Annotated in this window: 25 protein-coding genes and 1 tRNA gene; 7 read left to right on the forward strand and 19 right to left on the reverse strand. The window is 64.5% G+C overall.

Annotated features, from left to right (window positions below; genetic code table 11):
* Positions 1-50 precede the first annotated feature (50 nt).
* The gene (miaB, locus tag PHI64_RS09060; RefSeq protein ID WP_299881834.1) at positions 51-1385 is read right to left on the reverse strand and encodes a tRNA (N6-isopentenyl adenosine(37)-C2)-methylthiotransferase MiaB; all 1335 of its coding nucleotides are present in this window, start codon (positions 1383-1385) and stop codon (positions 51-53) included.
* A 49-nt stretch (positions 1386-1434) separates the two neighbouring features.
* Between miaB and PHI64_RS09065 the strand changes: the two genes are divergently transcribed.
* Positions 1435-1511, forward strand: a tRNA-Met gene (locus tag PHI64_RS09065).
* A 571-nt stretch (positions 1512-2082) separates the two neighbouring features.
* Here PHI64_RS09065 and PHI64_RS09070 read toward each other — a convergent pair.
* Together PHI64_RS09070 and PHI64_RS09075 are read right to left on the reverse strand one after the other, a co-directional pair.
* The gene (locus PHI64_RS09070) at positions 2083-2841 is read right to left on the reverse strand and encodes a hypothetical protein (RefSeq protein ID WP_299881836.1); all 759 of its coding nucleotides are present in this window, start codon (positions 2839-2841) and stop codon (positions 2083-2085) included.
* An 82-nt stretch (positions 2842-2923) separates the two neighbouring features.
* Positions 2924-3352: a hypothetical protein gene (locus tag PHI64_RS09075; RefSeq protein ID WP_299881838.1), complete on the reverse strand. Its 429-nt coding sequence runs from the start codon at positions 3350-3352 to the stop codon at positions 2924-2926.
* A gap of 334 nt (positions 3353-3686) precedes the next feature.
* Between PHI64_RS09075 and PHI64_RS09080 the strand changes: the two genes are divergently transcribed.
* Positions 3687-4118, forward strand: coding sequence for a hypothetical protein (locus PHI64_RS09080; RefSeq protein ID WP_299881840.1), 432 nt, complete (start codon positions 3687-3689; stop codon positions 4116-4118).
* A 12-nt stretch (positions 4119-4130) separates the two neighbouring features.
* Here PHI64_RS09080 and PHI64_RS09085 read toward each other — a convergent pair whose 3' ends face one another.
* Genes PHI64_RS09085 through PHI64_RS09095 form a run of 3 tightly spaced genes read right to left on the reverse strand, consistent with a single transcriptional unit; the run spans position 4131 to position 6478 of the window.
* Positions 4131-4391: a helix-turn-helix domain-containing protein gene (locus PHI64_RS09085; protein WP_299881842.1), complete on the reverse strand. Its 261-nt coding sequence runs from the start codon at positions 4389-4391 to the stop codon at positions 4131-4133.
* Complete coding sequence (locus tag PHI64_RS09090; protein WP_299881844.1) at positions 4388-4567, reverse strand: hypothetical protein; 180 nt, start codon at positions 4565-4567, stop codon at positions 4388-4390. Before PHI64_RS09090 ends, PHI64_RS09085 begins: the two co-directional genes overlap by 4 nt.
* Before the next feature lie 3 nt (positions 4568-4570).
* The gene (locus PHI64_RS09095; protein ID WP_299881846.1) at positions 4571-6478 is read right to left on the reverse strand and encodes a hypothetical protein; all 1908 of its coding nucleotides are present in this window, start codon (positions 6476-6478) and stop codon (positions 4571-4573) included.
* Positions 6479-6833: 355 nt separating this feature from the next.
* Between PHI64_RS09095 and PHI64_RS09100 the strand changes: the two genes are divergently transcribed.
* The gene (locus tag PHI64_RS09100) at positions 6834-7190 is read left to right on the forward strand and encodes a hypothetical protein (RefSeq protein WP_299881848.1); all 357 of its coding nucleotides are present in this window, start codon (positions 6834-6836) and stop codon (positions 7188-7190) included.
* Positions 7191-7247: 57 nt separating this feature from the next.
* Here PHI64_RS09100 and PHI64_RS23580 read toward each other — a convergent pair whose 3' ends face one another.
* The 13 genes from PHI64_RS23580 to PHI64_RS09160 all read right to left on the reverse strand — a co-directional run bounded on the left by PHI64_RS23580 (position 7248) and on the right by PHI64_RS09160 (position 17562).
* The gene (locus tag PHI64_RS23580; RefSeq protein WP_366945164.1) at positions 7248-7562 is read right to left on the reverse strand and encodes an HGGxSTG domain-containing protein; all 315 of its coding nucleotides are present in this window, start codon (positions 7560-7562) and stop codon (positions 7248-7250) included.
* Between the two features lie 41 nt (positions 7563-7603).
* Complete coding sequence (locus PHI64_RS09105) at positions 7604-8059, reverse strand: hypothetical protein (protein WP_299881850.1); 456 nt, start codon at positions 8057-8059, stop codon at positions 7604-7606.
* 154 nt (positions 8060-8213) lie between these two features.
* A complete protein-coding gene (dnaB, locus tag PHI64_RS09110; RefSeq protein WP_299881852.1) occupies positions 8214-9593 on the reverse strand; it encodes a replicative DNA helicase in 1380 nt (459 codons plus the stop codon).
* Positions 9593-10426 (reverse strand): helix-turn-helix domain-containing protein, encoded by an 834-nt coding sequence (locus PHI64_RS09115; RefSeq protein ID WP_299881854.1) that lies wholly within the window; start codon positions 10424-10426, stop codon positions 9593-9595. The genes dnaB and PHI64_RS09115 overlap by 1 nt, the downstream gene beginning before the upstream one ends.
* A 160-nt stretch (positions 10427-10586) precedes the next feature.
* Complete coding sequence (locus tag PHI64_RS09120; protein WP_299881856.1) at positions 10587-10880, reverse strand: helix-turn-helix domain-containing protein; 294 nt, start codon at positions 10878-10880, stop codon at positions 10587-10589.
* Entirely contained in the window at positions 10880-11110 is a 231-nt protein-coding gene (locus PHI64_RS09125; RefSeq protein WP_299881858.1) for a hypothetical protein, read from the reverse strand. Before PHI64_RS09125 ends, PHI64_RS09120 begins: the two co-directional genes overlap by 1 nt.
* A 147-nt stretch (positions 11111-11257) precedes the next feature.
* Positions 11258-12640 carry a hypothetical protein gene (locus tag PHI64_RS09130; protein WP_299881860.1) on the reverse strand — a complete coding sequence of 461 codons (1383 nt, stop codon included), beginning with the start codon at positions 12638-12640 and terminating at the stop codon, positions 11258-11260.
* A gap of 99 nt (positions 12641-12739) precedes the next feature.
* Positions 12740-13027 (reverse strand): helix-turn-helix domain-containing protein, encoded by a 288-nt coding sequence (locus PHI64_RS09135; protein ID WP_299881862.1) that lies wholly within the window; start codon positions 13025-13027, stop codon positions 12740-12742.
* The gene (locus PHI64_RS09140; RefSeq protein WP_299881864.1) at positions 13024-13365 is read right to left on the reverse strand and encodes a type II toxin-antitoxin system RelE/ParE family toxin; all 342 of its coding nucleotides are present in this window, start codon (positions 13363-13365) and stop codon (positions 13024-13026) included. Before PHI64_RS09140 ends, PHI64_RS09135 begins: the two co-directional genes overlap by 4 nt.
* 34 nt (positions 13366-13399) lie before the next feature.
* Complete coding sequence (locus PHI64_RS09145) at positions 13400-14746, reverse strand: integrase family protein (RefSeq protein ID WP_299881866.1); 1347 nt, start codon at positions 14744-14746, stop codon at positions 13400-13402.
* A 395-nt stretch (positions 14747-15141) separates the two neighbouring features.
* The gene (locus PHI64_RS09150; RefSeq protein ID WP_299881868.1) at positions 15142-15384 is read right to left on the reverse strand and encodes a hypothetical protein; all 243 of its coding nucleotides are present in this window, start codon (positions 15382-15384) and stop codon (positions 15142-15144) included.
* Positions 15381-16712, reverse strand: a complete 1332-nt coding sequence (locus PHI64_RS09155) for a leucine-rich repeat-containing protein kinase family protein (RefSeq protein WP_299881870.1) — start codon at positions 16710-16712, stop codon at positions 15381-15383. The genes PHI64_RS09150 and PHI64_RS09155 overlap by 4 nt, the downstream gene beginning before the upstream one ends.
* A 31-nt stretch (positions 16713-16743) precedes the next feature.
* Positions 16744-17562: an FCD domain-containing protein gene (locus tag PHI64_RS09160; RefSeq protein WP_299881872.1), complete on the reverse strand. Its 819-nt coding sequence runs from the start codon at positions 17560-17562 to the stop codon at positions 16744-16746.
* Between the two features lie 283 nt (positions 17563-17845).
* Between PHI64_RS09160 and PHI64_RS09165 the strand changes: the two genes are divergently transcribed.
* The 4 genes from PHI64_RS09165 to PHI64_RS09180 all read left to right on the forward strand — a co-directional run bounded on the left by PHI64_RS09165 (position 17846) and on the right by PHI64_RS09180 (position 23684).
* Complete coding sequence (locus PHI64_RS09165; RefSeq protein ID WP_299881874.1) at positions 17846-18688, forward strand: (Fe-S)-binding protein; 843 nt, start codon at positions 17846-17848, stop codon at positions 18686-18688.
* Entirely contained in the window at positions 18685-19359 is a 675-nt protein-coding gene (locus PHI64_RS09170) for a lactate utilization protein (RefSeq protein WP_299881876.1), read from the forward strand. Before PHI64_RS09165 ends, PHI64_RS09170 begins: the two co-directional genes overlap by 4 nt.
* Positions 19356-20816, forward strand: a complete 1461-nt coding sequence (locus PHI64_RS09175; protein WP_299881878.1) for a LutB/LldF family L-lactate oxidation iron-sulfur protein — start codon at positions 19356-19358, stop codon at positions 20814-20816. Before PHI64_RS09170 ends, PHI64_RS09175 begins: the two co-directional genes overlap by 4 nt.
* A gap of 87 nt (positions 20817-20903) precedes the next feature.
* Positions 20904-23684: an FAD-binding and (Fe-S)-binding domain-containing protein gene (locus PHI64_RS09180; protein ID WP_299881880.1), complete on the forward strand. Its 2781-nt coding sequence runs from the start codon at positions 20904-20906 to the stop codon at positions 23682-23684.
* Positions 23685-23801 lie beyond the last annotated feature (117 nt).

Here is a 23801-nt window from a genome sequence, read left to right on the forward strand (position 1 = left end):
GCATGCTGCCAGACTGAAGCCCGCCGGGGAAGGGAAAACCATCAAATTCGTCAATCCCGCGTCACGATCTCGCCGCGCAGAGAATGGGGCAGCGCCGAAACGATGCTCACATCAACAAAGTGCCCGACCAGACGCGGGTTGCCGGCGAAGTTGACCACCCGGTTGTTATCGGTGCGGCCGGCAAGCTCGTTCGGATCCTTCTTCGATGGCCCTTCAACGAGGATGCGCTGCACCGACCCGACCATACCGGCACTGATCGTCGCGGCATGCTCCTCGATGCGCTTCTGCAGGCGCGACAAACGCGCCAGCTTGACGTCCTGGGGCGTGTCGTCGGCCAGATCGGCGGCTGGGGTGCCCGGGCGGGAGCTGTAAACAAAGCTGAAGGACGTGTCGAAGCCCAGATCCTCGATGAGCTTCATGGTGGCCTCGAAGTCCGCCTCGGTCTCGCCTGGGAAACCGACGATGAAATCGGACGACAGGGAGATGTCCGGCCGCGCCGCGCGCAGCTTGCGCACCAGCGACTTGTATTCGATCACCGTGTAGCCCCGCTTCATGGCCGCCAGCACCCGGTCGGAACCAGCCTGCACGGGCAGGTGCAGGTGCGACACCAGCTTGGGCAGGCGGGTGTAGGCGTCCACCACGCGCTGGGTCATCTCCCGGGGATGGGAAGTGGTGTAGCGGATGCGCTCAATGCCGGGGATGTCATGCACGCACTCCAGCAGGAAGGCAAAGTCGGCCATCTCGCCGTCTTCCCCGTCCACAGGCGCACGCCAGGCGTTCACGTTCTGCCCCAGCAGGGTCACTTCCTTGACGCCCTGGGCCACCAGCCCCGCCACCTCGGCCAGCACATCGGCCAGGGGGCGGTAGATCTCGTCACCCCGGGTGTAGGGCACGATGCAGAAAGTGCAGTACTTGGAGCAACCCTCCATGATCGACACGAAGGCGCTCGCCCCCTCCACCCGGGCCGGCGGCAGGTTGTCGAACTTCTCGATCTCGGGAAAGGAGATATCCACCTGGGAACGCCCCGACGCCTTGCGCTCGGCGATCAGCTTGGGCAGGCGATGCAGGGTCTGAGGCCCGAACACCAGGTCGACGTAAGGGGCCCGCGCCACGATGGCCTCCCCCTCCTGGCTGGCCACGCAGCCGCCCACACCGATGATCAGATTGGGGTTCTTCTGCTTGAGGTGCTTGACCCGCCCCAGATCATGGAAGACCTTTTCCTGAGCTTTCTCGCGCACGGAGCACGTATTGAAGAGGATCACGTCCGCCTCTTCGGGGTTGTCCGTCTTCTCCAGCCCATCAGCCGCCCCGAGCACATCCGCCATCTTGTCCGAGTCGTACTCGTTCATCTGACAACCGAAGGTGCGGATATAAAGCTTTTTCATCACGTGTTGACCAAGAACCATCAAACCCCTATTATAGCGGGCTTCGGTTGGTGATGTAGCTCAGATGGTTAGAGCGATGGATTCATAACCCATAGGTCGGCGGTTCGACTCCGCCCATCACCACCAATAAATTCAAGCACTTAGGCCAATCCTCCGGGGTTGGCCTTTTTGCTTTTGGCGGTCATTGCTCCCCCATTGCTCCCGTAGCGTTCAACACCGATGCATGAGGGGAACCCGCCCGCCATCGCCATCAAAGAAAAACCCGCCACTTGGGCGGGTTCCTTGTTGTCGCTTCATCCTGGTGCGGACGGAGAGATCCGAACCAACACCCTTGAAGCCCCATCACCACCTCGGATCATTCGCCGCCACGCTATCCAGCTTCGCGCACGCCCAGCGCCTGATCCGTAGCAGTGCCTCCGCCCAACTCCGGGGCGTCAGTAGCCGCCAAGCCGCTTCAGGATGCGGCCAGATCCGACGCACCCGGAACATGAGGATGTCGGGCTGCGACAGGTCCGCCGGGTTGGCCTCGTGGCCCACCTGGTACAGAACCACGTAGGCCGGCAGCCCGGAGCGCCGGGCGGTACTGGTTCGATCCGAGTACCGTTGAAGGTGGTCAGAACCAACGAACCCGCCACGTGGGCGGGTCGGTCGGTTGAGAATCGCCCTTACAAGGCGAATGTCGGCGCCGATGTCGCTGTCAGCTCAAAAAGAGGCGGCCCCTTGCGCCGTCAAGCGGTACAAGGCTGCCAATCGTCTTCGCCAGAAAGGCTTGATACCGCTCGTCTAGCCTTGCGGCACATCCCCGCACACGACTTTTGTTTGCGATCGATAGCGTAAGGGCGGACGCGGGGCAAGGGTTTATCCGCTCAAACGTTAGAGCCCACGTGCCACGACCGACCATCTCAAGCGTCCACTTGAAGCCGTCGCCGAATCCACTCCTGCGCTCTCCGGTGGCTGATGTCTTTCTACCCTTTGGAAAGTCCTCTGCCTGAACGGCTCCGTGCTTGATCATCGCGGCCTTCGTTCCCCTGATGGTCAATTTGTTGTTGTCCAGCGAGGAGGTGCGCGATAGACCATCAAACTCGTCCAGCGACAGAACGTCGATCGCGCTGACGACGTCCGAACTTTTGGCGGTTCTTTCGACGTTGCGTTCCTCGATCTTGTCTCGAAGGAATACGGTGTAAAGCGATGCACCTACGCGCCAAATGTATCGTGCGTCATTGGCTGAATCGACATACTTGACATTGCCATCCGTTGGAAAATCATCGCCCGGCCAGTACCCGCCCCGCGCCACCTGATCGCGGGTGCCTGTGATGACGACCGCACCCACATAGCGCCGTATCTCCAATTTGCTTGCAGGCGATTTTGCTCGAGAGGGCGCACCCGCCGTCCGGCTTCCGCCGCGCTTCGGTGATCCGTTGGTATCAGCCGGGGCGTGCTTGCGTGCGGCGCTCATGCTGCGGCCCTCCCAGCGAAGGCCAGGGCCGGGCCGGCGAAGCGGCGGATGGTGTGGTACAGGGCGAAGCGGGTCCGGGCGCTCATTGGGTCACCCCGCGCAGCATGTCGATGGCAGCTTTCTCGGCTTGCGTACGAGATTCATTGGCGAGGCGCTGCGCCTCGTCGCGTGCAGCTAGGTCTGCTTCGGCGTAGCTTTCGAGTCCTGCGCCTTCTTGGCCCGGATCTTCATGAGCGCAAAGGCCGCGGCCTTCTTGCGCTGCTCGGGGTTGAGCTTGCTCAGGCGCTCCCTGACTTTCTCGAAAGCCTGTGCCGTCGATGGCTTCATTGATATCCCCCTCAGAAAACCCCAGTGCGCGCATTTGTTCGTCTGCGGAGAGTATGCGCGCATCGGCCAGATCAATATCAGGCCGAACGGAAAACAGCGAAGCCCCTTGGGGCGCGCAGGGGAAGAACGGGTGTTTTGCGGTGAAGGGGCTGGGCGTGGAGAGGCCCGGAGTGGTGGCGTGCATGGTGGAGCTCCTTGGTTGCGGACTGCAATTCCGCTGCCCACCGCCAAGCGGGCGAGCGGATCCGTGCAGGTTGGCGGACCGGAACCAAGGAACCGGCAGGGTTTCCCCTCCCGCACGGCCCGCCCATAGGCGCTACCATGCTGCGGACGTAAAAAAACCGCTCAGGGCGGTTGTCCGCCTTGGTATTCCAGGCCGCCAAGCCTGCGCCGCTGCTGTTTCAGCGGCAGTGGAAGACTATCCGGCCAAGTGCCTAGCGTCAACGGGAGTATTGCCCTCAATCTGGCGCCCAATCCGCCGGTGCGTGATGTCAAGAAGCATTTTTCACAGAAACGGCGTGAGCAATCTCGCTGCGTTTCGTCACCCGGAAGCCTATTGTCATGTATCCGATACGGATAAAAAGGGCGGCATAGTGACTCGGCAGATAATGGAGCGGATGTTGGTGCACCAATACCCGCACTCGATGCGGCACCTTCAGCAGCTGATCATGGATGCAGAACGGTGCCAACAAAACCACGGGAAAAAAGGTTGGTTCGGCGGCGACAAGTATCTGCCTGCGCTTGAGCGCTTCCAGAACACGCTGGGGCGCTGTATGGTCGCCCTTGTGGATGACGGCAAGCTCGCGAGCTTGAACGATCCTATCGCCACCATCGAAGCGGTGAACGCTGCGATGGGGATGTTTCAGTTGGCCTATGACAACTGGCCGGATGGGTTCTCGTTTTGGCGCAGTTATCACGCAGCCTACCGACTTCATCCGCCGCAGATATAAGCTGCCAATCTGTCAGCCACGAACTGCGATATCGCTCTCCCGGCGGATTCGTGCCGCCAGGCCTTCCGCATCCGCTACCCTGGTCTTCCCCCGCTTCATTGCCGTCTGGCTGCCGATCTGCTGCTCCACGTAGCCCAGCACATCCCGTTCCATCAGCACGTAGGCCCGGCCGATCCGCGCGGCTGGGATCTTGCCGTCATTGATCATCCGCCCCAGGGTGACCGGGTGGATCTTCATCAAGGCAGCGGCGCCCTGCAGGTCGAGGGTGGTCATTCGGTTGCTCCTTTCTTCGTGGTGTCCGCTTCGGCCTCGCGCTTCAGCTTGCGCCCGTGCATCACCTTGAGTGACCCCACCAGCTTCTTCCGCTCCTCCTGCGTCAGCCTGGCGAGCGCCGCCCGGCCCTGCTCGATCTGATTGCCGTTCATCGGGATCTTGAATCTTTCCGCCATCGATCAATTCACCTCCGTTGCGCCCGTTCCGTCCCACTTCACACGCCGACCGTCGGCCAGCACATAGACCATCCCGGCCTTGCGCTGGGCCTTGTCGGCCGGCATGGGATTGGCCTGCTGTCCTGATGGCTCCGCCGCCTGCCCAAGCCCTGCCGCCCGCAGCATCGGCTCCGCCCAGGTCTCAAACGGAACAGGCTTTCCGTCGGCAATAGGCTGGGATGCTCCGTACTGCTTGCCCAGTTCGGCAATCAGGTTCATCCGGGCCTTCACCATTTCGCTGTCAGCTCTCGGAGGCTCCCGCCCCGACAGATCCCGGATCTGCTGCGCAATCGCGCTGCGCTCTTCCGGGGTCTTGGCGGCTTCGTAGCGGGCCTGCAGTTCTTCCTGGCGTCGCGCGGCCCGGGTCTGGAAGCCCTGCGCTTCGCGCTTGAGGCCAAGTTCCTCGTTTGCAATGCCCTGGCGGTTCAGCGAATCTTGCACCTTCATTGCAAGCTGTCGTTGATCATTCTCCTGCTGGTCCGCGGCTTCCTGGCGCCCACTCATGTAGTTCAGCGCGGCAATTCGTGATGCGGCCTTGTTAGAAAAGAGCAATTCCCGCACAGCCTCATCCGGCGTCCGCTGACGGAACCCGATGCCGTTGCCGCCGTTAAACGCGATCTCGTCGCGCAGCGATGTCATACCGGCCCGGATCTGGTTTTCCCGCTGCAGGATGCCCATCACGTCGGGGCCGCCGATCCCGTTGGGCTGAAAGCCCAGGCCCGGCCCCGACGGCGCCGCGCCGGCCGCATCACCCCGCATCGACGCAGGCCGAAATCCTCCCACCGGGTTGCCCTTCATCTCAGCCACGGCCTGGCCCGGGTCGATGTTGGTGAAGAGCGGCGACTTCCCCGGCTGGTTGATGCGCTGCACGCCGTTGGTGTTCTCAACGGGCGTCACGGTGTAGGGAACGGGGCCGGCGTCCATGTAGCTCTTGGCAGGATCGGTGACGGGCTTGGTGTCAAGATTTGCTGCCGTGGCGGCGGGCGTTGTCGGGGCTGGGGCTGCGGGCGCGGGAGTCGCCGCCGGGGCCGGGGTCGGCTTGGAGTCCTCGATCCCAAAAAGCCCTTTTCCAAACTCGACCGCCGGCTGCATTCGCCGCGCCGTCGTGTTCATGCTGTCTTCCATCGCCGCGGGGATCATCGCTGCCGTCCCGCGCAGGGTGGCGCCGGCGGCCTTCGCATAGTTCCCCTTGTCGGCGTTCTCGTTCCAGGCGTTACCGATCTGGCCGGCAACCATCCGGGTCTGGCTTCCGTCTGCCAGCAAGGAGGCGCCCGGGACTGCCCGGGATGCATCGCCGATCCGCGTACTCATGTCCGCATTGGACTGGGCGTAGATGTTGCCGGCCCGCTCCGCCTGGTTGCCCGGGTAGGTGTTGGTCGGGCTGGTGGCAAGCGGGCGCTTCTTGTTCGGGTCTTCGACCATGCCGCCGTCGGCAAAGAACAGCTCCCGGGTAGATGCGTCGTCGCCGTCACTGCCGCCTTGCTCGCCGGCGGGGGTGTGGGTCGCCGCCTTCATGCCCTCCAGCACCTGCACGCCGATGGCGTGGACCTGCTCCGGAGAAAGGCGAAACTCGCCGTTGCTCAGATTGACGGGCACCTTGGACGTGGGGCCGAAGCCCATTCCCGGAATGTTCGGCGCCTTGGGCTTGCTGCCAGGGCGGAACCCTACCGCGCTCAGGGCTTCCGGGCCGATCTGCTGCGTGCTGTCCGCCGGCATGATGTAGGTGCCTTCCGGAACAGAAGTCTTCACCGAGTCGGAGGTGCCCGTGCCCGGGCCACGCACCAGCCCGCCGGCCCGGAAGCCCCGCGCGGAAGCGTCATCAGGGGGTGCGGCGGGTGGGGCTTGATGGGGGCGTTTCTGAAATCCGTACATGGGGCTGTCTCCGCGAAATGTCTCTGCACCCATTTTTCGGCAGTGAGCCAACAGCTCCAATCCCCAGAAGGGGGAGTGGCTGATTCCTGCTGTGCATGGCTGCGTGTCGCTTCATGCAGCATCGGTGGCGAGATGCGCTCTTGGCCTGCTCTGAAAGGTACGGCCGTGCCGTAACCTTGCCCTCTGTAACCTTTGTTTCCGTGGATACCTGACTGGATACCCTGCCCCTGGATACCGGGCCGGAGGGATCGCGACCTGAAGTTTTCTGAAGTGGTGAGCTCTCTCCGGCGGTTTCAAAGGGTGCGATTTGCTGTTACATCGGCTGTTACAGCCTGATCTGTTACGGCGCCTTTCCATGGCAACCGAGTTGGCAACCAGGGTTTTGGCAACCCGCGTTTTCGTGGAAACCGCCTTGGAAACCTCCGATTTGGAAACCGTGCTTTCCATGGATACGAAGCTGGATACCGGCGCCTTGGATACCGCGACGCCTGGACCATCGGGCTCGAAGCTGGTGCTGGCCTGTGCATTGGCGCCGATGATCTGCATCGGCCGACCAATCACCGATTCGGTGCGAACCGGGCTGCGAACCTCTTCCCTGCGAACCGCTTTCTTGAGGGCCACCGATCCCGTGGTAACCAGCCTGGTAACCGCGCATCTGGTAACCGTCGATTCCTTGCGTACCACACTGCGTACCGCCAGCTTGCGTACCTGATCCGCCCCGATTCAGGTCCGGAATCGGAGTGGGAAAACGCTAAGTTTTGCTAGCCCCTCATGGGCTTCGCTTCGCCTTCGGCAGAAAACCGTTCATGGCAGCCCTGGCCCGGCCCGCATCGGACGTGGGGCCGGTGCTGAGCCCACCATGGAGCTTGCACCGGCCGTTCTCCCAAAGGTCCGTCCGCTTGCAGGGTGTGCCGGCCCGAGTCTTCGCACCGCAGGTGAGCCCCTGAAGATCCTCGGGGAGCGCAGGGAAAGCCGGGGGCGGATGCCCGTAGCCCCGGGCTCGCCAGGCTGCGCCGATCTCCGCACTGGCTTGGCAATAGGCCCGCCAGCGGGCGCGGCGTACCTTGTTCAAATCGATGCCCATTCCCTGCGCCTCCTACTTCAGCCAGTGCCTGGTGTCCTTCCTCATTCGTCGAGTGCGCTGGATGTCGCCTTCTGTCGCGCCTCCAACTCGTGGATCTTGAGACGCAGATCGGCCACGACCTGAACGATGGTCTGCTCGGTGTCGATCCCGATGAACTGCAGTGCGGCTCCGGCCTGGACACCTGCCAGGGTCCGATCTTCGCGAGGGGTGAGCGTCAGCACTTCATCCCCGATCTCGATCTTCACCAGGCCATCGGGCATCACGGTTTTTGAGATCGGGCGCGCTGGCGGGTGGATCACCGCCGGGACGAACACACCGCGGCTTTTCCGGATCAGTAGCCCGTCATCCACCAGGGTGGCGAGCCGGTCATCAATGATCGTGAGGGTCAGCCCGGTGAGCTCCCGCAGCGCTTCGCGGGTGACCATTTGTTGGGCGTTATGCATGTCCTGCACCGCGTCAAGGATCTGCTGCTTCGTTGTGCGCTGGATTGCGGCCATCAGTGTGCCTCCTGAGTCTGTTGCATCGTGGTGCCTTGGTGGAATCGTGGGTTCGTGAAAATCGGGCCGCTGGTGCGTTTTTCTGGGGTGGGGTGCGGCATGCCCATGTCCGACCCCTCAAAAATCGAAGGGCGGGGCTTTCTCGTCGGCCCGGTCATGCTTCGAATCCTTTTGATCGCCCCGGCTTTCTGGGGTGAGTCGATTCGGGGTAGGGGCCGTCGAAGTCGGAGAACCGCATCCGCGGGCCATCCAGGGCCAGCAGGCATTCACCGGTCGGGCCGTTGCGGTTCTTGCGGATCAGCAGGTGGGCGATGCCTTCCCACTCCGGGGCGTCCTTGGGCATCGACTCGCGGTGGAGCATTCCGACAATGTCCGCGTCCTGCTCGATTTCGCCCGAGTCCCGCAGGTCGGCCAGTGTGGGCTTCTTGTCCAACCGCCCCTCGCTGGCCCGGTTGAGCTGGGCCAATGCAATTACCGGCACCCGCAGTTCCTTGGCCATGGCCTTCAGCCCACGGGAGATGCTGCCCACCTCTTGCGCCCGGTTGTCACCGGTGCCGCGCATCAGACCCAGGTAGTCGATCACCACCAGCCCCAGTCCGTGGGTGCGCTGGATGCGTCGTGCCTTCGCCCTGACGTAGGGGACGCCCACGGCCGGCGTATCGTCGATGAACATGGGCCAAGCCATCGAGGCGCCCACGGCTGCGCTCATGCGGTCCCAGTTGTAGCGGTCATCTGTGCCGGCACGCATTTCCTGCACCGATACGCCGGATCGGGCCGCCAGGATGCGGGCGGCTATCTCGCGGCGGGTCATCTCCAGCGTGAAGAACGCCACTGGCGTGCCGCCGGCTGCGACGTGGGCGGCGATGTTGCAGCCCGCAACGGTCTTGCCGACGCTGGGGCGGGCGGCCACGATCACCAACTGCCCGGGCTCCAGCCCGCCGGTCATCTCGTCGAAGCGGTGAAAGCCGGTTCCAAGCCCGGCGAGCTTTCCGCCATGCTCCATTCGCGCCTGAACGTCGGCGACCACATCACAGAGCGCATCCTGCAGGCGGATCGGCTCTGTGCCGGTGTGATCGACAAGGGCCTGCATGCTGGCTTCGGCCTCCGCGGCGATTTCCGCAGGGGACCGGCCAGCAGGCGTGGCGCAGGCGGCCAGAATGTCGGCTGCCGTCTGCTGCAGTCCACGCAGGGTGGCCCGCTCCCGGATTGTTCGGGCGTAGGCCTTCGCGTTGCTGGCGAGGAATCCGCAGTTCCCCAGCTCCCCCAGGTAGGCCACGCCGCCGGCGCGGTCTGCCTCGCCCCTGGCTTCCAGGGCGTCGAAGACCGTGAGCAGATCCACTGCTCGGCCAGAGTCGTGAAGAGCCTTGGCCGCGGCGAAGATCGTTCGATGGTCGGCCCGGTAGAAATCCGCAGCACTCACGGCGCCTTCGATGCGGTCGAGCACTCGCGCTCCATCAACCAGTATGGCGCCAAGCAGGCCTTGCTCCGCTTCGATGGAGTGGGGCGGCAGGTTGCGCAGGTCGGGGGCGCTCATCAGATGCACCCCCGAAACATGGCTTCCCGCTGAGCCGGTACCGAGGGCGTGGCCGCCGCTGGCTCATTTTCATACTTGCCTTCGAGGATCTTCACGAAGTTCGAAGGCGTGACGATCCACTCCAGATCGATCTCAAACGGACGGCGCCCTGGCGTCGAGGTCTTGCCCGTCAGAAAGTCGGACTCGGCGATGTAGCCAAAGAACTTGGCCCACCAGTCGAGGCTCTGGCGCTTGGCTTCCTCCTTCCACCTGGCGCGGAGCTTTGCCTTTCTGGTGTCGTTCCAGGATCGGACATGACGGCCTGTCGGCAGAATCTCGTGGTACAGGTCCATGATCGCCTGATGCGGGCAAGGGTCGGCAGCTTTGCTGCTGACAGGGGGCTCGTCCCCTACCTTGGTCTGTTCACTGGTCTGTTCTATGGTCTGTTCTTTGCCCGTTCCCGATTCCGGTACCCGCAAGCGTGTACCCGATTCCGGTACCCCTCCCGTCCCCGATTTCGGAACCGTTCCGTAATTCGGAACCGTTCCGGTTTCGGGTACCGTTTCCGCGTCAATCAAGTCGGGAACCGTGATTGCGTAACGGGTCGATTTCGAGTGACCGCCTTTGCCATCTTTGCGCAGCCAGCCCAAGCGCTCGAGGTCGGTGGTTGCCGTCGAAACGTGGCAGACGCTCATGCCGCAGCGTTCAGCGATCTGTGCACGCGACGGCCACACGATGTCCGTGTTCTTGTTTCGGAACGAGAAGAGCACACCAAGGACGCGCATCTGCTTGAGCGTCAGGCGCTTGTCGGCCCAGACTTCAACCGGGACTATTGAAAAGATCGCCGTGGCCATCGCTACAGGCCCGCCTTCCTTGCAGCCCGAAGGCATGCCTGGGCGTACTCGACCGGAGACAGCCCAGCTCGGCGAAACTCTGCCTTCAGAGCCTCATAGCGCTGGACGGCCGCATCCACTGACCGAGCCAGCTTGACCCTCTTTCGCTTCGGGGGCGCCCTCATTCGAGTCCCCCTTCTGCCTGGAAACCCGGAGCCGGCCAAAGCGGTACGCCAAGCGAGTACAGCGCAACATTGCGCCGGATACGGCCACGAAACTCCACTGCAGGCAGGAGCGTGGTCACGACGTTGAATCCCTGGGCGCGCAGATCGTAGACACGAGCGGCAGCTTCGGGGATGGCAAGCTCCGCGGTCAGACGGAAGGACAGCACAGACCCTTCGCTGCGCAGCAGCTCAAGCACCTCGGCGCATTGCCCGGTGACGGCTGGCGGCCTATGATCGCGGGAGGGAGTCATCACGCCACCTCGCCGCGGGCCAGTGCATCTATCTGATCGACGGGCCAAGCCAAAAACCGGTTGGCGCGCTTGACCGGCCGGACGCCGTAGTACGCGCCATCGCGGCACAGGGCGGCGCGCAGGGTCTGGGGACGGACGCCGAGCATTGCGGCGGCTTCTTCGGTGGAGTAGGTGTGCAGGATCGACGCACAGTCCGTGCGCCGGGTGCTGGGGATGGTTACGGCTTGCATCGCGGTTTCTCCGTGCATTGATCACGGAAACCACGATATTTAGCGGCGTTGCTCGGCGAAAATCCGGCGGAATGCTGGCGGAAAAGTGGCGGAAGTTTGACGCATTCCGCCGACCCTCGCCTGCTTTGCTGGCGGGAAAGTGGCGGATTAGTCGAAGTCGCCTGTCAGCAGGTGCCTTGAGTCACGGGAGCGGGCCGGAAGGTTGTTTGCAAGTTTTCGCGCGCACCTAGACCAATCCCACCCAGCGGGGCATTGCTCGTTAATCCACCAGCGAGCGGCAAGATATGGATTGAATTTACCACGCCCCACTCTTGCCAATGCCAGACCGTTGCGAGCGGCACGCTCGGCGTATTTCGCCCACTTCTCGTTGTCGGGGAACATAGCCTCAAGCTGCGCACTTCCCACTGAATCAAACAGGCCCTCAAGCTCCTGCTCATAATCTCTCGGCTCGCCCCCAGCCCCATGGAGCGCACCTCCCGGCGCCCGCTCAATCCGTCGCGCTTCCGCTTCGATCCGCTCGTCCTCCAGGCGCTTGACCTCGGCTGCGGACTCTTCCTGCCGCTTGCGGACGGCCTCCTGCTGGGCGCGCAGCTCGGCGGCCTGGCGGTCAAGTTCAGCGCGCACCTCCCGGGCCTTGGCCTCCTGGGCCTCACGCTGGCGGGCGATCTCGGCACGCTCGGCGGCAAGGCGGCCCCCTTCAGCGGCACGCTCCTCCGCGGCCTTGCGCTCTTCATCTTGGCGGCGCGCTTCAGCCTCGGCACGCAGGCGGGCCAACTCTTCACGATTGGCACCCGCGCTGACGGGCTGCTCGGGAGTCTGCGGAAGCGGCTCCAATAGCTGGCGGACCATCGCGCCTCTCCATTGAGCGGCTTTCGCAGCGGCTTCCGACTTAGCTATTTGAGTGCGCTTACGCAGGTCTGCAAGAGACTCGACCACCAGTGCGCGCCGCCGGCTTGCCTCTTCGGGGGAAATGTCGCGGGCGAAGACACCCTGGCTGTGATTCTCTTCTCGCTCCGCTTCATCAAGCTGTTCAGTAAGCGAGTATGCCAACTCCTGAGCCTCGATATCGGGCAGGCCGACGATCTGCTGGGCGCGTTCGGCTTCGACATAGGCTGCGCGAAGAGCTTGGCGCGGCAACTTTTTTCGAACCCCTCCCAGCTTCGATAGTTGATCTTCATCGAGCTGCCCAATTCGGCCTAGCCTCTCTTGGATGTAATTGCCAACTCCATAGAGCAAAAACGCAGCCAGTTCTTTCGCAGTAAAGGGGACTGGCAATAGTGGCGCAGCTTCCGGGTCCGTGTCGTCCTCAGTGTCACAGGCGGGGTTCCACTCGAATACATTCCCCGCCTCGATACCCTCCCCGCCTGAAGGGAACAGACCGATATAGGTTTCCGAAACATAAACTCCGGGGGTATGGCCGTCGTCTCGAAACTCGAGAAATTCATAACCACCAGACTGGTTGTTGACCAGCTCCACGATGAACGTGGCGGTTTCCTTGCCAAACTGGCGGTAGGGCTGATGCTCCTGCATCTGCGCTCCTTCGTGCGCCCTTCAATGGGGTGCCGCGCCAGGCGGGTGAAGGTGTCCCGCTTTTCGGTTGGCCGACCTAGGCGCGGCGGTGGTGCTCGGTCAGGCGGTCAGCGCCTCAATGACGGCGGCCGGGTTATGCTGAATGACGTTCAGCAGGACCAGCGCGGGGCCATGCGGGGCGCGGTCGCCTCGCTCCCAATGACGCAGGGTCGCCGTCGAGAACCCGAAGCGGGCGGCGAACTGCTCCTGCGTCATGCCCACCTTGGCGCGAAGAGCCTTCACGTCCACCGGGCGTGGGCGGTGGATGCGGGTTTGCGGTGCGCGGCCTTCGGCGTGCTCGATGGCTTCCAGCAGGCCACGCTTGATGCTGTCGAATGCGGTGCTCATGGTCGTTTTTTCCTCCATGCTTCGATAAGTATTCCGACCAGTTCCGCAAGCTCGTTGCGCTCGCCCTTGGTCAGATTGGCGCGGTCGCCCTTGGCGAACAGCGTCAGCAGGTACAGCGGCATGCCTTCATCGTGGAAGTAGTAGATGATTCGCACACCTCCGCTTTTTCCCTGCCCGCCGCGTCGCCATCGCAGCTTGCGCACGCCTCCCGTGCCTTCCATCAAATCACCGTCCTTGGGGTGTTCTGCCAAGTAACGGATGACGTCTTGCCGCTCTCCCTCGCTCAGAAGCTTGTCGGCAGTGCGGATGTATTCGGACAGTTCAGCAACGGTCAGCATGGGTTTGATTGTAATCCAATGGGACGGCTAGTGTTCATGCTTTCACCACCCGCAGCCCGGCCGGTTGTTCTTCCCTCGGCTGCTCGATGCCGGCCTGTTCCAGAATCCAGCCTTCAATCTTCGCGTGCCACATGCGCAGCAGGTCGAGCGGACGGCGGCGGTAGTGCTTCTCTGCGGTGGCACTGGGCTTGTGCCCCATGATTTGCGCAACGATGCCGGCGGGCACCTCCACCCACTCGGCCAGGGTGCCAAACGAACGGCGCAGGCCGTGGATTGAGAGGGGCGGAAGGCCTGCTGCCAACAGCGCCTTGTTGTGGGCAATGCGTGGCTCTTGGAGCCTTCCATCTTCGGCCGTGGTACTGGAGAACACCCACTCATTCCGGCGCGGCAGAGACGCCAGCAACGCGGCCACGTAGGGTGTCAGCGGGATGGTGCGCTCTCCCTCCACCTTGTCCTTGATGGTGATGGACTTCCACTGAAAATCCACGTCAGCCCACTGGATGCCCGCCACCTCCTCCCGGCGCGCTCCAGTCAGCAGAGCCGTTTGCAGATACGCGGCGATGACGGGGTTTTGAATCTGGCAGACGTGCGAGAACCACGCCGGCAACTGCTCCCGCTGAAGGCAATCATCCTTTGCCGCCTTCTTCGGCAGCGCTTCCTTCGCCTGGCGGGCGGCGCAAGCATCCGCATGGACTTGGCTGCGGTACTCGGGACGGTCGGCGCACCAATTCAGGAAGGCGCGTAGCAGCCCAAAAGCAAGCCGGGCGTGGGTCGGGCGGCGGTCGGCTTCCTCCTCCAGCCACACGCGCACCCGGTCGGCGTCAATCCGGGCCAGGGGAAGCAGCAGCAGCGGGCGCAGGGCTCCGGGCAGGGTCAAATTGCTTTCCCCCTTCCTGCGGCCTCTGGTGCGCAGCTCGCCCCCTTCCTTGCTGACATTCTCATGGTCACGAATGTGCGGCTCGCTCCACTTGGCACGGCGGGCCTCGATGTAGGCATTCCAGGCCTCCAGTGCAGGCGATTCGATGCGCTCGGCTTCGCGCTTGGCGGCCTCGTCAGCGGCCTTCTTGGCTTCGATGGCGGCCAGCTTGTCAGCTTTCTCCTGGCGCGGGTCGATGCCCTGGTCAATCAGCGCTTGGAGGCGGCGGGCCTCGGTGCGGGCGTCGTCGAGGTTCCACACCTTCACGTCGCCGATGGTGACGCGCAAAGGGGCCTTGTGGAGCTTACCGGCGAACACGAAGGACTTTGCCCCGGCGGGTGTCACTCTGACGCTGAGTTGCTTGGGGTCGTCATCGAACACATAGACCGCTTGGCTGCCAGTCGGTGGGGCCAGTTTGCGGATGCGGTCGAGGGTCAAGCGGATGCGTGAAGTGTCGCGGGCCATGGTCGTTGCTCCTTGGTGCCGGGAGCAAAAGAGATTCCATTGCTCCCCCATTGCTCCCGATTCTAGCAACACCCATCAACATCGTTCAATGCAGAAAGAGCACACAATCCATATTTTTCAATTAGATATGTGATTTTATGAACCCCCATCAACGCCGAAAAATGCGATCACCTTCGGATTCATAACCCATAGGTCGGCGGTTCGACTCCGCCCATCACCACCACAGATTCAAGCAAAAAGGCCAATCCGCAAGGGTTGGCCTTTTTGCTTTTCAGACCGTGCGGTCACCGAACAGCCAGAGTTGGGCGCATCCCGACGTTAGCCACCTCTACCGGCGACGATAGTTCTTTTCGGCGGTCGCTGACACGCCGTTTCCCCACACCAGGAATACGTGCTCAGCTCTCCCACTCCCGATGCCGCACCAAACACCCGCGGATCCGCTCCACGGTCTCCTCTACCGGAGCCTTTCTCGATACCTCCAGCCCCAGATCCCGGGCAATGGCGTTCACCCTCGCCGGATTGAGAGGGATGCCGCCCCGGTCAATGGCGTCTATCAGCTGGCGAGCCCGGCCGATCTCCGTTAGCGGCGCGGCGCGCTGGAAACGCTGACGAACCCACAAAATGAAGCCGGCCTTCATTGCCCACCCCGCAAGGTCGAGAGCGCCCCCACCAGCTCGGCAAAGAGGGGCCTGGCGCCGGGGTCGAGGTGCAGGCAGCGGTCGCGCAGGGCAACCAGTGCCGGCATGACGGCGCCAGCAGGATCACTGTCGTCGGAGTGCTCGATGAGCTCCTCCAGCAGGCAGCCGAAGGCCCGCACCTCCAGGCGCTGCAACCCATCGGCCAGCGCGCGATCGTCCAGGGGAATGAATGACGCCGCCCCAAAATCCCCCAGCAGCGCCTTGCCATCGGGCCGGTGCAGAATGTTGTGGGCGTAGAGGTCGCCGTGCAGAATGCCCCGGGCATGCAGATGAGCAGCCACCGCAGCCATGTCGGCCGCCAGGCGCAGAGAGGCCGCCGCGGAAAGAGTCAGCCCGGGCGTGTATACATCCCGGGTGCATGAGGCGCGGCTGGGCGGCCCGGCGAGGGTGGAAAAGCCCGGATCGACCCGCTCCATCACCAACCCTTCGATACCCTCCGGATGGCCCTGCAGGCGCCCCAGCACCGGGATGAGGCCAACATGCCGGCCGCTGTCCAGACACACCACCATCTCGTTGCCGGGCAGACCGTCGCTGGTGACGGCGCCCTTGAAGCACTTCACCGCCACATCCCGCGCGGCACCGTCGGCATCCCAGCGGGCCTGATGGATCACGCCTGAAGCCCCCTCACCCAACACCTGCTGCAGCATCAGCTCGCTCCAAGGCAAGCCGGGCACCTGGATGCACGCCTTGCGGGCAGCCTCCAGCCCGGCGCAGAAGGGATTGCCGGCATACGCCAGCCAGCTCAGGCGAGGCATCTTCAGCAGCCAGTCAGGCAGCTCGACAAGCCGGTTTGCAGCAACACGCAGGAGCTCCAGGCGGGCACACCGGGCCAGCTCCACCGGCAGCGTTTCAAGCAGGTTGCCCGCCAGCATCAGCTTCTGCAGCCGCCCTCGGCGCCCGATGGACGCAGGCAGCTGCCTGATGCGGTTGTCGGTGAGGATCAGCCAGCGCAAACGGGGCGGTAGCGCCTCGGCAGGCACACTTTCGATGCGACACGACTTGAAACCCACCATTTCGAGCTGTGGGCAGCGCCCCAGCACCTCGGGGAGGACGCGAAAGGGGTTGCCGGAGCAGAACAGCACGCGCAGGCGATGCAGGCGCGGCAGATCATCCGGCAGGCTGTCCAGCTGGTTGCCCGACAGATCCAGCACCTCCAGGCTGTCGGCGAAATCAAAGATCTCGTCGGGGAAATTGGTCAGACCAGAAGACAGGCGCAGTTCACGCGCTCCATGCAGACGCCCGGCGCGCAGCTCATCAAGGGTATCCATCGGCAATCAGATCGGCAGCCAGAACACAGACCTACGGCACGCCGGCATCGCTCTCGCCCAGCTCGCGGCCCAAGCCAGGCTTGGTCAGCCGCCGCGCCACCCGGGCCCGGGACTCGCGCTCCTCGTGACGTGCCCGCGCCACCATGCTCTCGCGGACGAAGTCGATGTGCGCCCGCACGGCGGCCGAGGCGGCAGCGGGATCGCGGTTGCGAATACCGTCCCAGATCGCCCGGTGCTGATCACGCAGCTTCAGCCAGTCGCCGTCCTGGCGTCGCAAGTGACGCAGGTTGCGGTCAATGTGATCGTTGATGACCCGAAACAGGCTTGCCGTCAGATGACCGAACATGACGTTGTGGGCCGCTTCGGCAATGGCCTGATGAAAGGCCAGATCAGCCTTCACCTGCTGCTCCAGGACTTCCGGCGAGGTACCCTGGGCAAACAACGACTCCACTTGGGCAAAGGTATCACCGATGCGCAGCAGGTCGGCCTCGGTGGCGCGCTGGGCCGCCAGGGACGCGGCCTCACACTCCAGCATGCCGCGAAATTCGAGCAGATCCGCCTGGATGTTGGGGTGCTGGGCGAGCATGTCGTGCCAGGGGTCGGTAAAGCCCACATCGAGCCGGTCGGTCACGTAGGTGCCGCCGCCCTGCCGGCTCTGCAGCAGCCCCTTGGACACCAGTTTCTGGAGCGCCTCGCGCAGGGACGGACGTGACACGCCCAGTTCAGCCGCCAACTCCCGTTCAGGCTGAAGGCGGTCACCGGGCTTCAGGGCACCATCCAGGATGCGCCGCTCAAACTCGTGGGCGATGGTGTCGGAAAGGCGCTGGACCGCCAGTTTGCCATTGGCCATGTACATGCCACCTTGATTGGTCAGACCAAAATTCTAGGTTGCCACCCCGAAGACCACAAGCCACCCACCTTTCCGCCCCCACCCCGCCGCTATAGGTTTACCCCTATAACCCCATGAAATCAATCCTTTGAGTGCACCCCCCAATTGACGCGAAGAACATCGAAGCGTACATTTCCGTACATCCGATTAATTGGTCTTACCACTTTACCGGAAAATCCAATACCACAGACAGTCAGGCCCGCTGCGACACCCCTCGTCGCGCACCGGCAGAACTGGAGGAGACATGAGCAAGGCCCCCGAGATGGCAGGCGCTGGTCACGGCACGCGCAGCTACCCCCCGCGACCAGAAGCGGTGTATTTCTACGGCACCTGCCTCGTGGACATGTTCGTCCCCGAAGCCGGCATGGACGCCATCACCCTCCTGGAGCGGGAAGGCGTACGTGTGATCTTCCCCGACAACCAGACCTGCTGCGGCCAGCCCGCCTACACCAGCGGCTTCCCCGACGAAGCCCGCCAGGTGGTCGAATCCCAGCTCGATCTCTTCCCTGGCGACTACCCCATCGTGGTGCCCTCCGGCTCCTGCGGCGGCATGATCCGCTGGAACTGGGAGAAGGTCGTCGCCAGCGATCCAGCCCTCAAGGCCCGGGCCGCCGCCATCGCCGAACGCACTTTCGAGTTCGCGGAGTTTCTGGTGCATGTGCTGGACTTCAAGCGCCCTGATCAGGGCCCCGCCGTCACCGTGGCCCTGCATACCTCCTGCTCGGCCCGCCGCGAGATGGGCACCCTGCTGGTCGGCCGCGAGCTGCTCGCCCGCCTGGACAACGTGACCCTGGCCATCCACGATCACGAATCCGAATGCTGCGGCTTCGGCGGTACCTTCTCCCTCAAGCACCCGGACGTATCCACCGCCATGGTCAGCGACAAGGTCGCCTCCCTCAAGGCCACCGGCGCCTGCCAGATGGTCACTGCCGACTGCGGCTGCATGCTCAACATCACCCGCCGCGCAGCCCGGGAAGATCTGGATGCCGGCCGCACCACGCCGTCCCTGCCCGGCGAGCACCTGGCCACCTTCCTGCTCCAGCGCACCGGAGGCAGTGAGACCACCCGCAAGGAAGACGCCCGATGAGCGCCCGCGATCGCATCCTTGCCAAGCTGCGTGGCGCCCGCCCCGCCGAACCCCTGCCCCGCCCCGACCCGGCCCCCCACTACGCAGCCCGGGCTCGCAACGAATCGAAGGCCGAAGCGCTGACCCGCTTCCGCGCTGCCATTGAAGGCTTCCACGCTGATGTGCATGTCACCACCGAAGCTGACTGGCCTGCCCTGCTCGCCCGCCTGTGCGCCGACAAGGGCGTGGGCACGCTCCTTTTCGGGGCTCAAACCCCGGCCGGCCGTCGCCTAGAACCCGCGACGTTTGCCGGCACCACCCTGCGCCCCTGGGCCGGTCAGGTGGAGGACATCAAGGCCGATCTGTTCCACCGGGTCGACGCTGGCTTCACCCAGACCCGCGGCGCCATCGCCGAGACCGGCAGCCTGATCCTGTGGTCGTCCGCCGACGAACCGCGCACCCTGTCGCTGGTCCCGCCGATCCACTTCGCCCTGCTCGACGCGGCCCACATTCACCCCACCTTCTACGACGCCCTGGTGAGTGAGAACTGGGCAGCAGGGCTGCCCACCAACGCCCTGCTGATCTCGGGCCCGTCCAAGACCGCCGACATCCAGCAGACCCTGGCCTACGGCGCCCACGGCCCGAAGGAGCTGATCGTGCTGGTCATCAATGCCGAAGGAGACCTGCAATGAGCGCCCAGGCCAACACCACCGGCAAAGACGCCGGCCAGCCCATCGCCTTCGTCTCCGCCCAGGCCCTGCGGGCGCGCATGCACGACGCGGTGAATGACCCGCACCTGCGCACAAGCTTCCGCGGCGCCATGGACTTCCTGATGGCCAAGCGCGCCGCCCAGTTCCCCGATGCGGACGAGCTGGACTCCCTGCGCAGCCTGTCCGAGTCCATCCGCCAGTACAGCCTGTCGAAGCTGCCCGACCTGCTCGAACAGCTCGAAGCCAACCTGACCCGCAACGGCGTGCAGGTGCACTGGGCCGAAACCCCTGAAGAAGCCAACGCCATCATGCTGGGTATCGCCCAGCGCCATCAGGCCAAGCTGATCGTCAAGGGCAAATCGATGGTCAGCGAGGAGATCGAGTTCAACCACGCCATGGAAACTGCCGGCGTAGGCGCCCTCGAATCGGACATGGGCGAATACATCGTCCAGCTCGCCGGCGAAAAGCCGTCCCACATCATCATGCCGGCGATCCACCAGACCAAGCAGCAGATCGCCAAGCTGTTCGCCGAGCACATCCCCGGCGTCGATTACACCGACAACGTGGATGCCCTCATCCAGATCGGCCGCCGGGTGCTCCGCGAAAAGTTCGAAGTCGCCGACATCGGCCTCTCCGGCGTCAACTTCGCCGTGGCCGAGACCGGCACCCTGTGCCTCGTCGAGAACGAAGGCAACGGCCGCATGTGCACCACCGTACCCAAGGTGCACATCGCCATCACCGGCATCGAGAAAGTGGTCGAGAAACTGGAGCACGTCGCCCCGCTGTTCTCCATCCTCACCCGCTCGGCCACCGGCCAGGCCGTGTCCACCTACTTCAACATGATCTCCGGCCCGCGCCGGGGCGAAGACAAGGACGGCCCCGAAGAGGTGCACCTGGTGCTCCTCGACAACGGCCGCAGCCAGGCCTACGCCGACGAACAACTGCGCAAGACGCTGCAATGCATCCGCTGCGGCGCCTGCATGAACCACTGCCCGGTCTACACCCGGATCGGCGGTCACGCCTACGGGACCACCTACCCCGGTCCCATCGGCAAGATCGTCTCGCCCCACATGATGGGGCTTGAGCAGACCCACCTGCTGCCCACCGCCTCCAGCCTGTGCGGTGCCTGCGGCGAGGTCTGCCCGGTGAAGATCCCCATCCCCGAACTGCTGATCCGCCTGCGCGGCGAAGCCAACAGCGAACCCCACGCCAAGCCCGCCATGCGTGGCCAGGGCGCTGGGCACAGTACGCTGGTGAGCTTCGTGTGGCGCATGTGGGCGCGGGTCCACGCCCGCCCCGGCAGCTACCGGGCCTTCAGCTGGCTGGCCACCCGCTTCCGCGCCTTCACGCCCACGCGGCAAGGCGGCTGGACGGCGGCCCGCACACCTCTGCAACCTGCCCCGCGAAGGCTCCGAGACATGGTCAAAGACCGACGCTAGCGTGGATGGGCGACTGAAGTCGCCCCTACACGTCGCCCCGCCATACCCCCCGAATCTCAACCCAATCCCTGCCCGGGAGGCCCCGTCATGTCCGCACTCATCGACGCCCTGCGCAAAACCCTCTCCACTGACCGTGTCATCACCGACGAACTCCGCCGCCTTGCCTATGGCACGGACGGCAGCTTCTACCGCCTGATTCCCGAGGTGGTGGCAGTGGTCAATAACGAAGGCGAGGTATGCAAGGTGGTAGAGCTGGCCCGCCAGCACGGGCGTCCGGTCACCTTCCGGGCCGCGGGCACCAGCCTGTGCGGCCAGGCCGTCACCGACGGGGTGCTGGTGCTGCTGGGTGAAGGCCTGGCCACCTGCCGCATCGCCGCCGACGGCAACAGCGTAGAGGTGGGCACAGCCATGATCGGCGCCGAGGTGAACCGCCGCCTCGCGCCCCTGGGCCGCAAGATCGGCCCCGACCCCGCCTCCATCAACGCCGCCAAGATCGGTGGCATGGCGGCCAACAACAGCTCCGGCATGTGCTGCGGCACCGCTCAGAACAGCTACAACACCCTGACCTCGATCCGCGTACTGCTGGCCGACGGCACCCTGCTCGACACCGGAGAGCCCGCCAGCGTCGCAGCCTTCCGGATCAGCCATAAAAGCCTGCTCGACCACCTCGCAGCCCTGGCCGACCAGGTGCGTGCCGATAAAGCCCTGGCCCAGCGCATCCGCAGCAAATACAAAATCAAGAACACCACCGGCTACAGCCTCAACGCCCTGGTGGACTACAGCGATCCGGTGGACATCCTGGCCCATCTGATGATTGGCTCCGAGGGCACTCTCGGCTTCATCTCCCGCATTACTTACCAGACCGTCCCCGAATACGCCCACAAGGCCAGCGCCCTGGCGTTCTTCCCCGACATGGAGACGGCCTGCCGCGCCGTGGCCGGGCTCAAGTCGCGCCCGGTGGATGCGGTGGAGCTGCTCGACCGCGCCTCCCTGCGCTGCGTCGCCGACAAGCCGGGCATGCCCGCCCTGCTCAAGACCCTGCCCGACGGTGTCACCGCCCTGCTCATCGAGACCCGCGCCCCCAACGCCACCGAGCTGCAGGTCCGGATCACCTCGGTGCTCGAAGAGCTGCACGCCTACCCCCTCATCGAAGCCCCCGCCTTCACCACCGACCCGGCCGAAATCGAACGCCTGTGGAACGTGCGCAAGGGCACCTTCCCCGCCGTCGGCGCAGTGCGCAAGCCTGGTACCACGGTGATCATCGAGGACGTGGCCGTCGCAGTGCCCGACCTGGCCGCCGCCTGCCTCGATCTCCAGCACCTCTTCGCCAAGCACGGCTACCACGAGGCCATCATCTTCGGCCACGCCCTGGAGGGGAACGTGCACTTCGTGTTCACCCAGGACTTCGGCATCGAATCCGAAGTGGCCCGCTACGCCGCCTTCATGGATGACCTGTGCCAGGTGCTGGTGGCCAAGTACGACGCCTCCCTCAAGGCCGAGCACGGCACCGGCCGCAACATGGCCCCCTTCGTCGAGCTGGAATGGGGCGCCCAGGCCTACACCCTGATGAAGGAGATCAAGACCCTGTTCGACCCGGAGGGCCTGCTCAACCCCGGCGTCATCATCAATGACGACCCCGCAGCCCACCTCAAGCACCTCAAGCCCATGCCCGCCGCCGGCCAGCTCTACGCCCCGGTGGACCGCTGCATCGAATGCGGCTTCTGCGAGCCCCAGTGCCCATCCCACGGACTCACCCTGTCGCCCCGCCAGCGCATCGTCGGCTGGCGCGAACTGTCGCGCCGCCAAGCCGCCGGCGAGGCCCCCGGCCAGCTCGGCGAGGACTACCTCTACATGGGCCTCGACACCTGCGCCACCTGCGGCCTGTGCTCCACCGCCTGCCCGGTGGGCATCGAGACCGGCGCCCTGACCCGTGCCGTGCGTGGTGAAAAGCTCTCCAGCGTGGCCCGCAGCCTCGGCCAGGTGGCCGCCAACCACTTCGGCGCCACCCAGGCCCTGGCCCGCACGGCCATCAAGGCCGGCCACCTCGCCGAAGCCATCGTCGGCACCCAGGCCTTGTCGCGCCTCACCGGCGGCGCCTGGAAGGCCCACATGCCGACACCCCAGCCACTGGGCCGCGCCTCGCGCAGCCGCGGCGACAAGGTCGTGTACTTCCCCACCTGCGCCGGCCGCATGTTCGGTGCCGACACCCCGGAACACGCCCTCTCCGCCACCGTCATCCGTGTGCTGGAGCGGGCCGGCTACGCCCCCATCGTGCCCGACGACGTCAACAGCCTGTGCTGCGGCCAGTCCTTCGCCAGCAAAGGGCTGGAGGCCGACGCCGACCGCAAGTCGGCCGAGCTCGAAGCTGCCCTGCTCAAGGCCAGCAACAACGGGGAATACCCCATCGTGCTCGACGCCAGCGCCTGCTCCCTGCGCATGAAGACCTTCCTGGCTCAGCGCCTAAAGGTGTACGACCTGGTCGAGTTCGCCCACGACGCCCTGCTGCCGCGCCTGATGCTGCACAAGAAGGCCGACCCGGTGCTGGTGCACCTCAACTGCTCGGCACGCCGCATGGGTTTCGAAAGCAAGCTCAGGCAGCTCGCCAGCGCCTGCGCCGATCAGGTGGTGCTGCCGGCCGAGGTGAAGTGCTGCGGCTTCGGCGGCGACCGCGGCTTCGTGGTGCCCGAACTCAACACCCACGCCCTGCGCAAGCTCCACGCCGACGTGCCGGCCGGCTGCTGTGGCGGCTACTCCAGCAACCAGACCTGCGAGATCGGCCTCACCAACGCCACGGGCCTGCCCTACCGCTCCATCGTCCATCTGCTCGACGAATGCAGCGCAGAGGCCAGCCGCCTGGCCACCTGCTGAAGATGAAGTGCTTTAGGGGCGGCTTCAGCCGCCCACGGACTCTGATCGGACACCTGCGGGCGGCTGAAGCCGCCCCTACCGCCCCAACCACCCAATAAAAGCAGCACCACACGCAGT

The organism is Zoogloea sp. (genome assembly GCF_028689785.1).
In the GTDB taxonomy this organism is placed as follows: domain Bacteria; phylum Pseudomonadota; class Gammaproteobacteria; order Burkholderiales; family Rhodocyclaceae; genus Zoogloea.

Excerpts from the sequence above, each read along its gene's own strand:
- PHI64_RS09120 (WP_299881856.1), bottom strand. The coding sequence starts at position 10,880 with ATGACTCCCTCCCGCGATCATAGGCCGCCAGCCGTCACCGGGCAATGC.
- PHI64_RS09105 (WP_299881850.1), bottom strand. The coding sequence starts at position 8,059 with ATGGCCGCAATCCAGCGCACAACGAAGCAGCAGATCCTTGACGCGGTG.
- PHI64_RS23580 (WP_366945164.1), bottom strand. The coding sequence starts at position 7,562 with ATGGGCATCGATTTGAACAAGGTACGCCGCGCCCGCTGGCGGGCCTAT.
- PHI64_RS09090 (WP_299881844.1), bottom strand. The coding sequence starts at position 4,567 with ATGGCGGAAAGATTCAAGATCCCGATGAACGGCAATCAGATCGAGCAG.
- PHI64_RS09095 (WP_299881846.1), bottom strand. The coding sequence starts at position 6,478 with ATGTACGGATTTCAGAAACGCCCCCATCAAGCCCCACCCGCCGCACCC.
- miaB (WP_299881834.1), bottom strand. The coding sequence starts at position 1,385 with ATGAAAAAGCTTTATATCCGCACCTTCGGTTGTCAGATGAACGAGTAC.
- PHI64_RS09070 (WP_299881836.1), bottom strand. The coding sequence starts at position 2,841 with ATGAGCGCCGCACGCAAGCACGCCCCGGCTGATACCAACGGATCACCG.
- PHI64_RS09170 (WP_299881876.1), top strand. The coding sequence starts at position 18,685 with ATGAGCGCCCGCGATCGCATCCTTGCCAAGCTGCGTGGCGCCCGCCCC.
- PHI64_RS09150 (WP_299881868.1), bottom strand. The coding sequence starts at position 15,384 with ATGAAGGCCGGCTTCATTTTGTGGGTTCGTCAGCGTTTCCAGCGCGCC.
- PHI64_RS09135 (WP_299881862.1), bottom strand. The coding sequence starts at position 13,027 with ATGAGCACCGCATTCGACAGCATCAAGCGTGGCCTGCTGGAAGCCATC.
- PHI64_RS09155 (WP_299881870.1), bottom strand. The coding sequence starts at position 16,712 with ATGGATACCCTTGATGAGCTGCGCGCCGGGCGTCTGCATGGAGCGCGT.
- PHI64_RS09115 (WP_299881854.1), bottom strand. The coding sequence starts at position 10,426 with ATGGCCACGGCGATCTTTTCAATAGTCCCGGTTGAAGTCTGGGCCGAC.
- PHI64_RS09175 (WP_299881878.1), top strand. The coding sequence starts at position 19,356 with ATGAGCGCCCAGGCCAACACCACCGGCAAAGACGCCGGCCAGCCCATC.
- PHI64_RS09130 (WP_299881860.1), bottom strand. The coding sequence starts at position 12,640 with ATGCAGGAGCATCAGCCCTACCGCCAGTTTGGCAAGGAAACCGCCACG.
- PHI64_RS09085 (WP_299881842.1), bottom strand. The coding sequence starts at position 4,391 with ATGACCACCCTCGACCTGCAGGGCGCCGCTGCCTTGATGAAGATCCAC.
- PHI64_RS09145 (WP_299881866.1), bottom strand. The coding sequence starts at position 14,746 with ATGGCCCGCGACACTTCACGCATCCGCTTGACCCTCGACCGCATCCGC.
- PHI64_RS09075 (WP_299881838.1), bottom strand. The coding sequence starts at position 3,352 with ATGCACGCCACCACTCCGGGCCTCTCCACGCCCAGCCCCTTCACCGCA.
- PHI64_RS09125 (WP_299881858.1), bottom strand. The coding sequence starts at position 11,110 with ATGCAAGCCGTAACCATCCCCAGCACCCGGCGCACGGACTGTGCGTCG.
- PHI64_RS09160 (WP_299881872.1), bottom strand. The coding sequence starts at position 17,562 with ATGGCCAATGGCAAACTGGCGGTCCAGCGCCTTTCCGACACCATCGCC.
- PHI64_RS09140 (WP_299881864.1), bottom strand. The coding sequence starts at position 13,365 with ATGCTGACCGTTGCTGAACTGTCCGAATACATCCGCACTGCCGACAAG.
- PHI64_RS09165 (WP_299881874.1), top strand. The coding sequence starts at position 17,846 with ATGAGCAAGGCCCCCGAGATGGCAGGCGCTGGTCACGGCACGCGCAGC.
- dnaB (WP_299881852.1), bottom strand. The coding sequence starts at position 9,593 with ATGAGCGCCCCCGACCTGCGCAACCTGCCGCCCCACTCCATCGAAGCG.
- PHI64_RS09100 (WP_299881848.1), top strand. The coding sequence starts at position 6,834 with ATGGCAACCGAGTTGGCAACCAGGGTTTTGGCAACCCGCGTTTTCGTG.
- PHI64_RS09180 (WP_299881880.1), top strand. The coding sequence starts at position 20,904 with ATGTCCGCACTCATCGACGCCCTGCGCAAAACCCTCTCCACTGACCGT.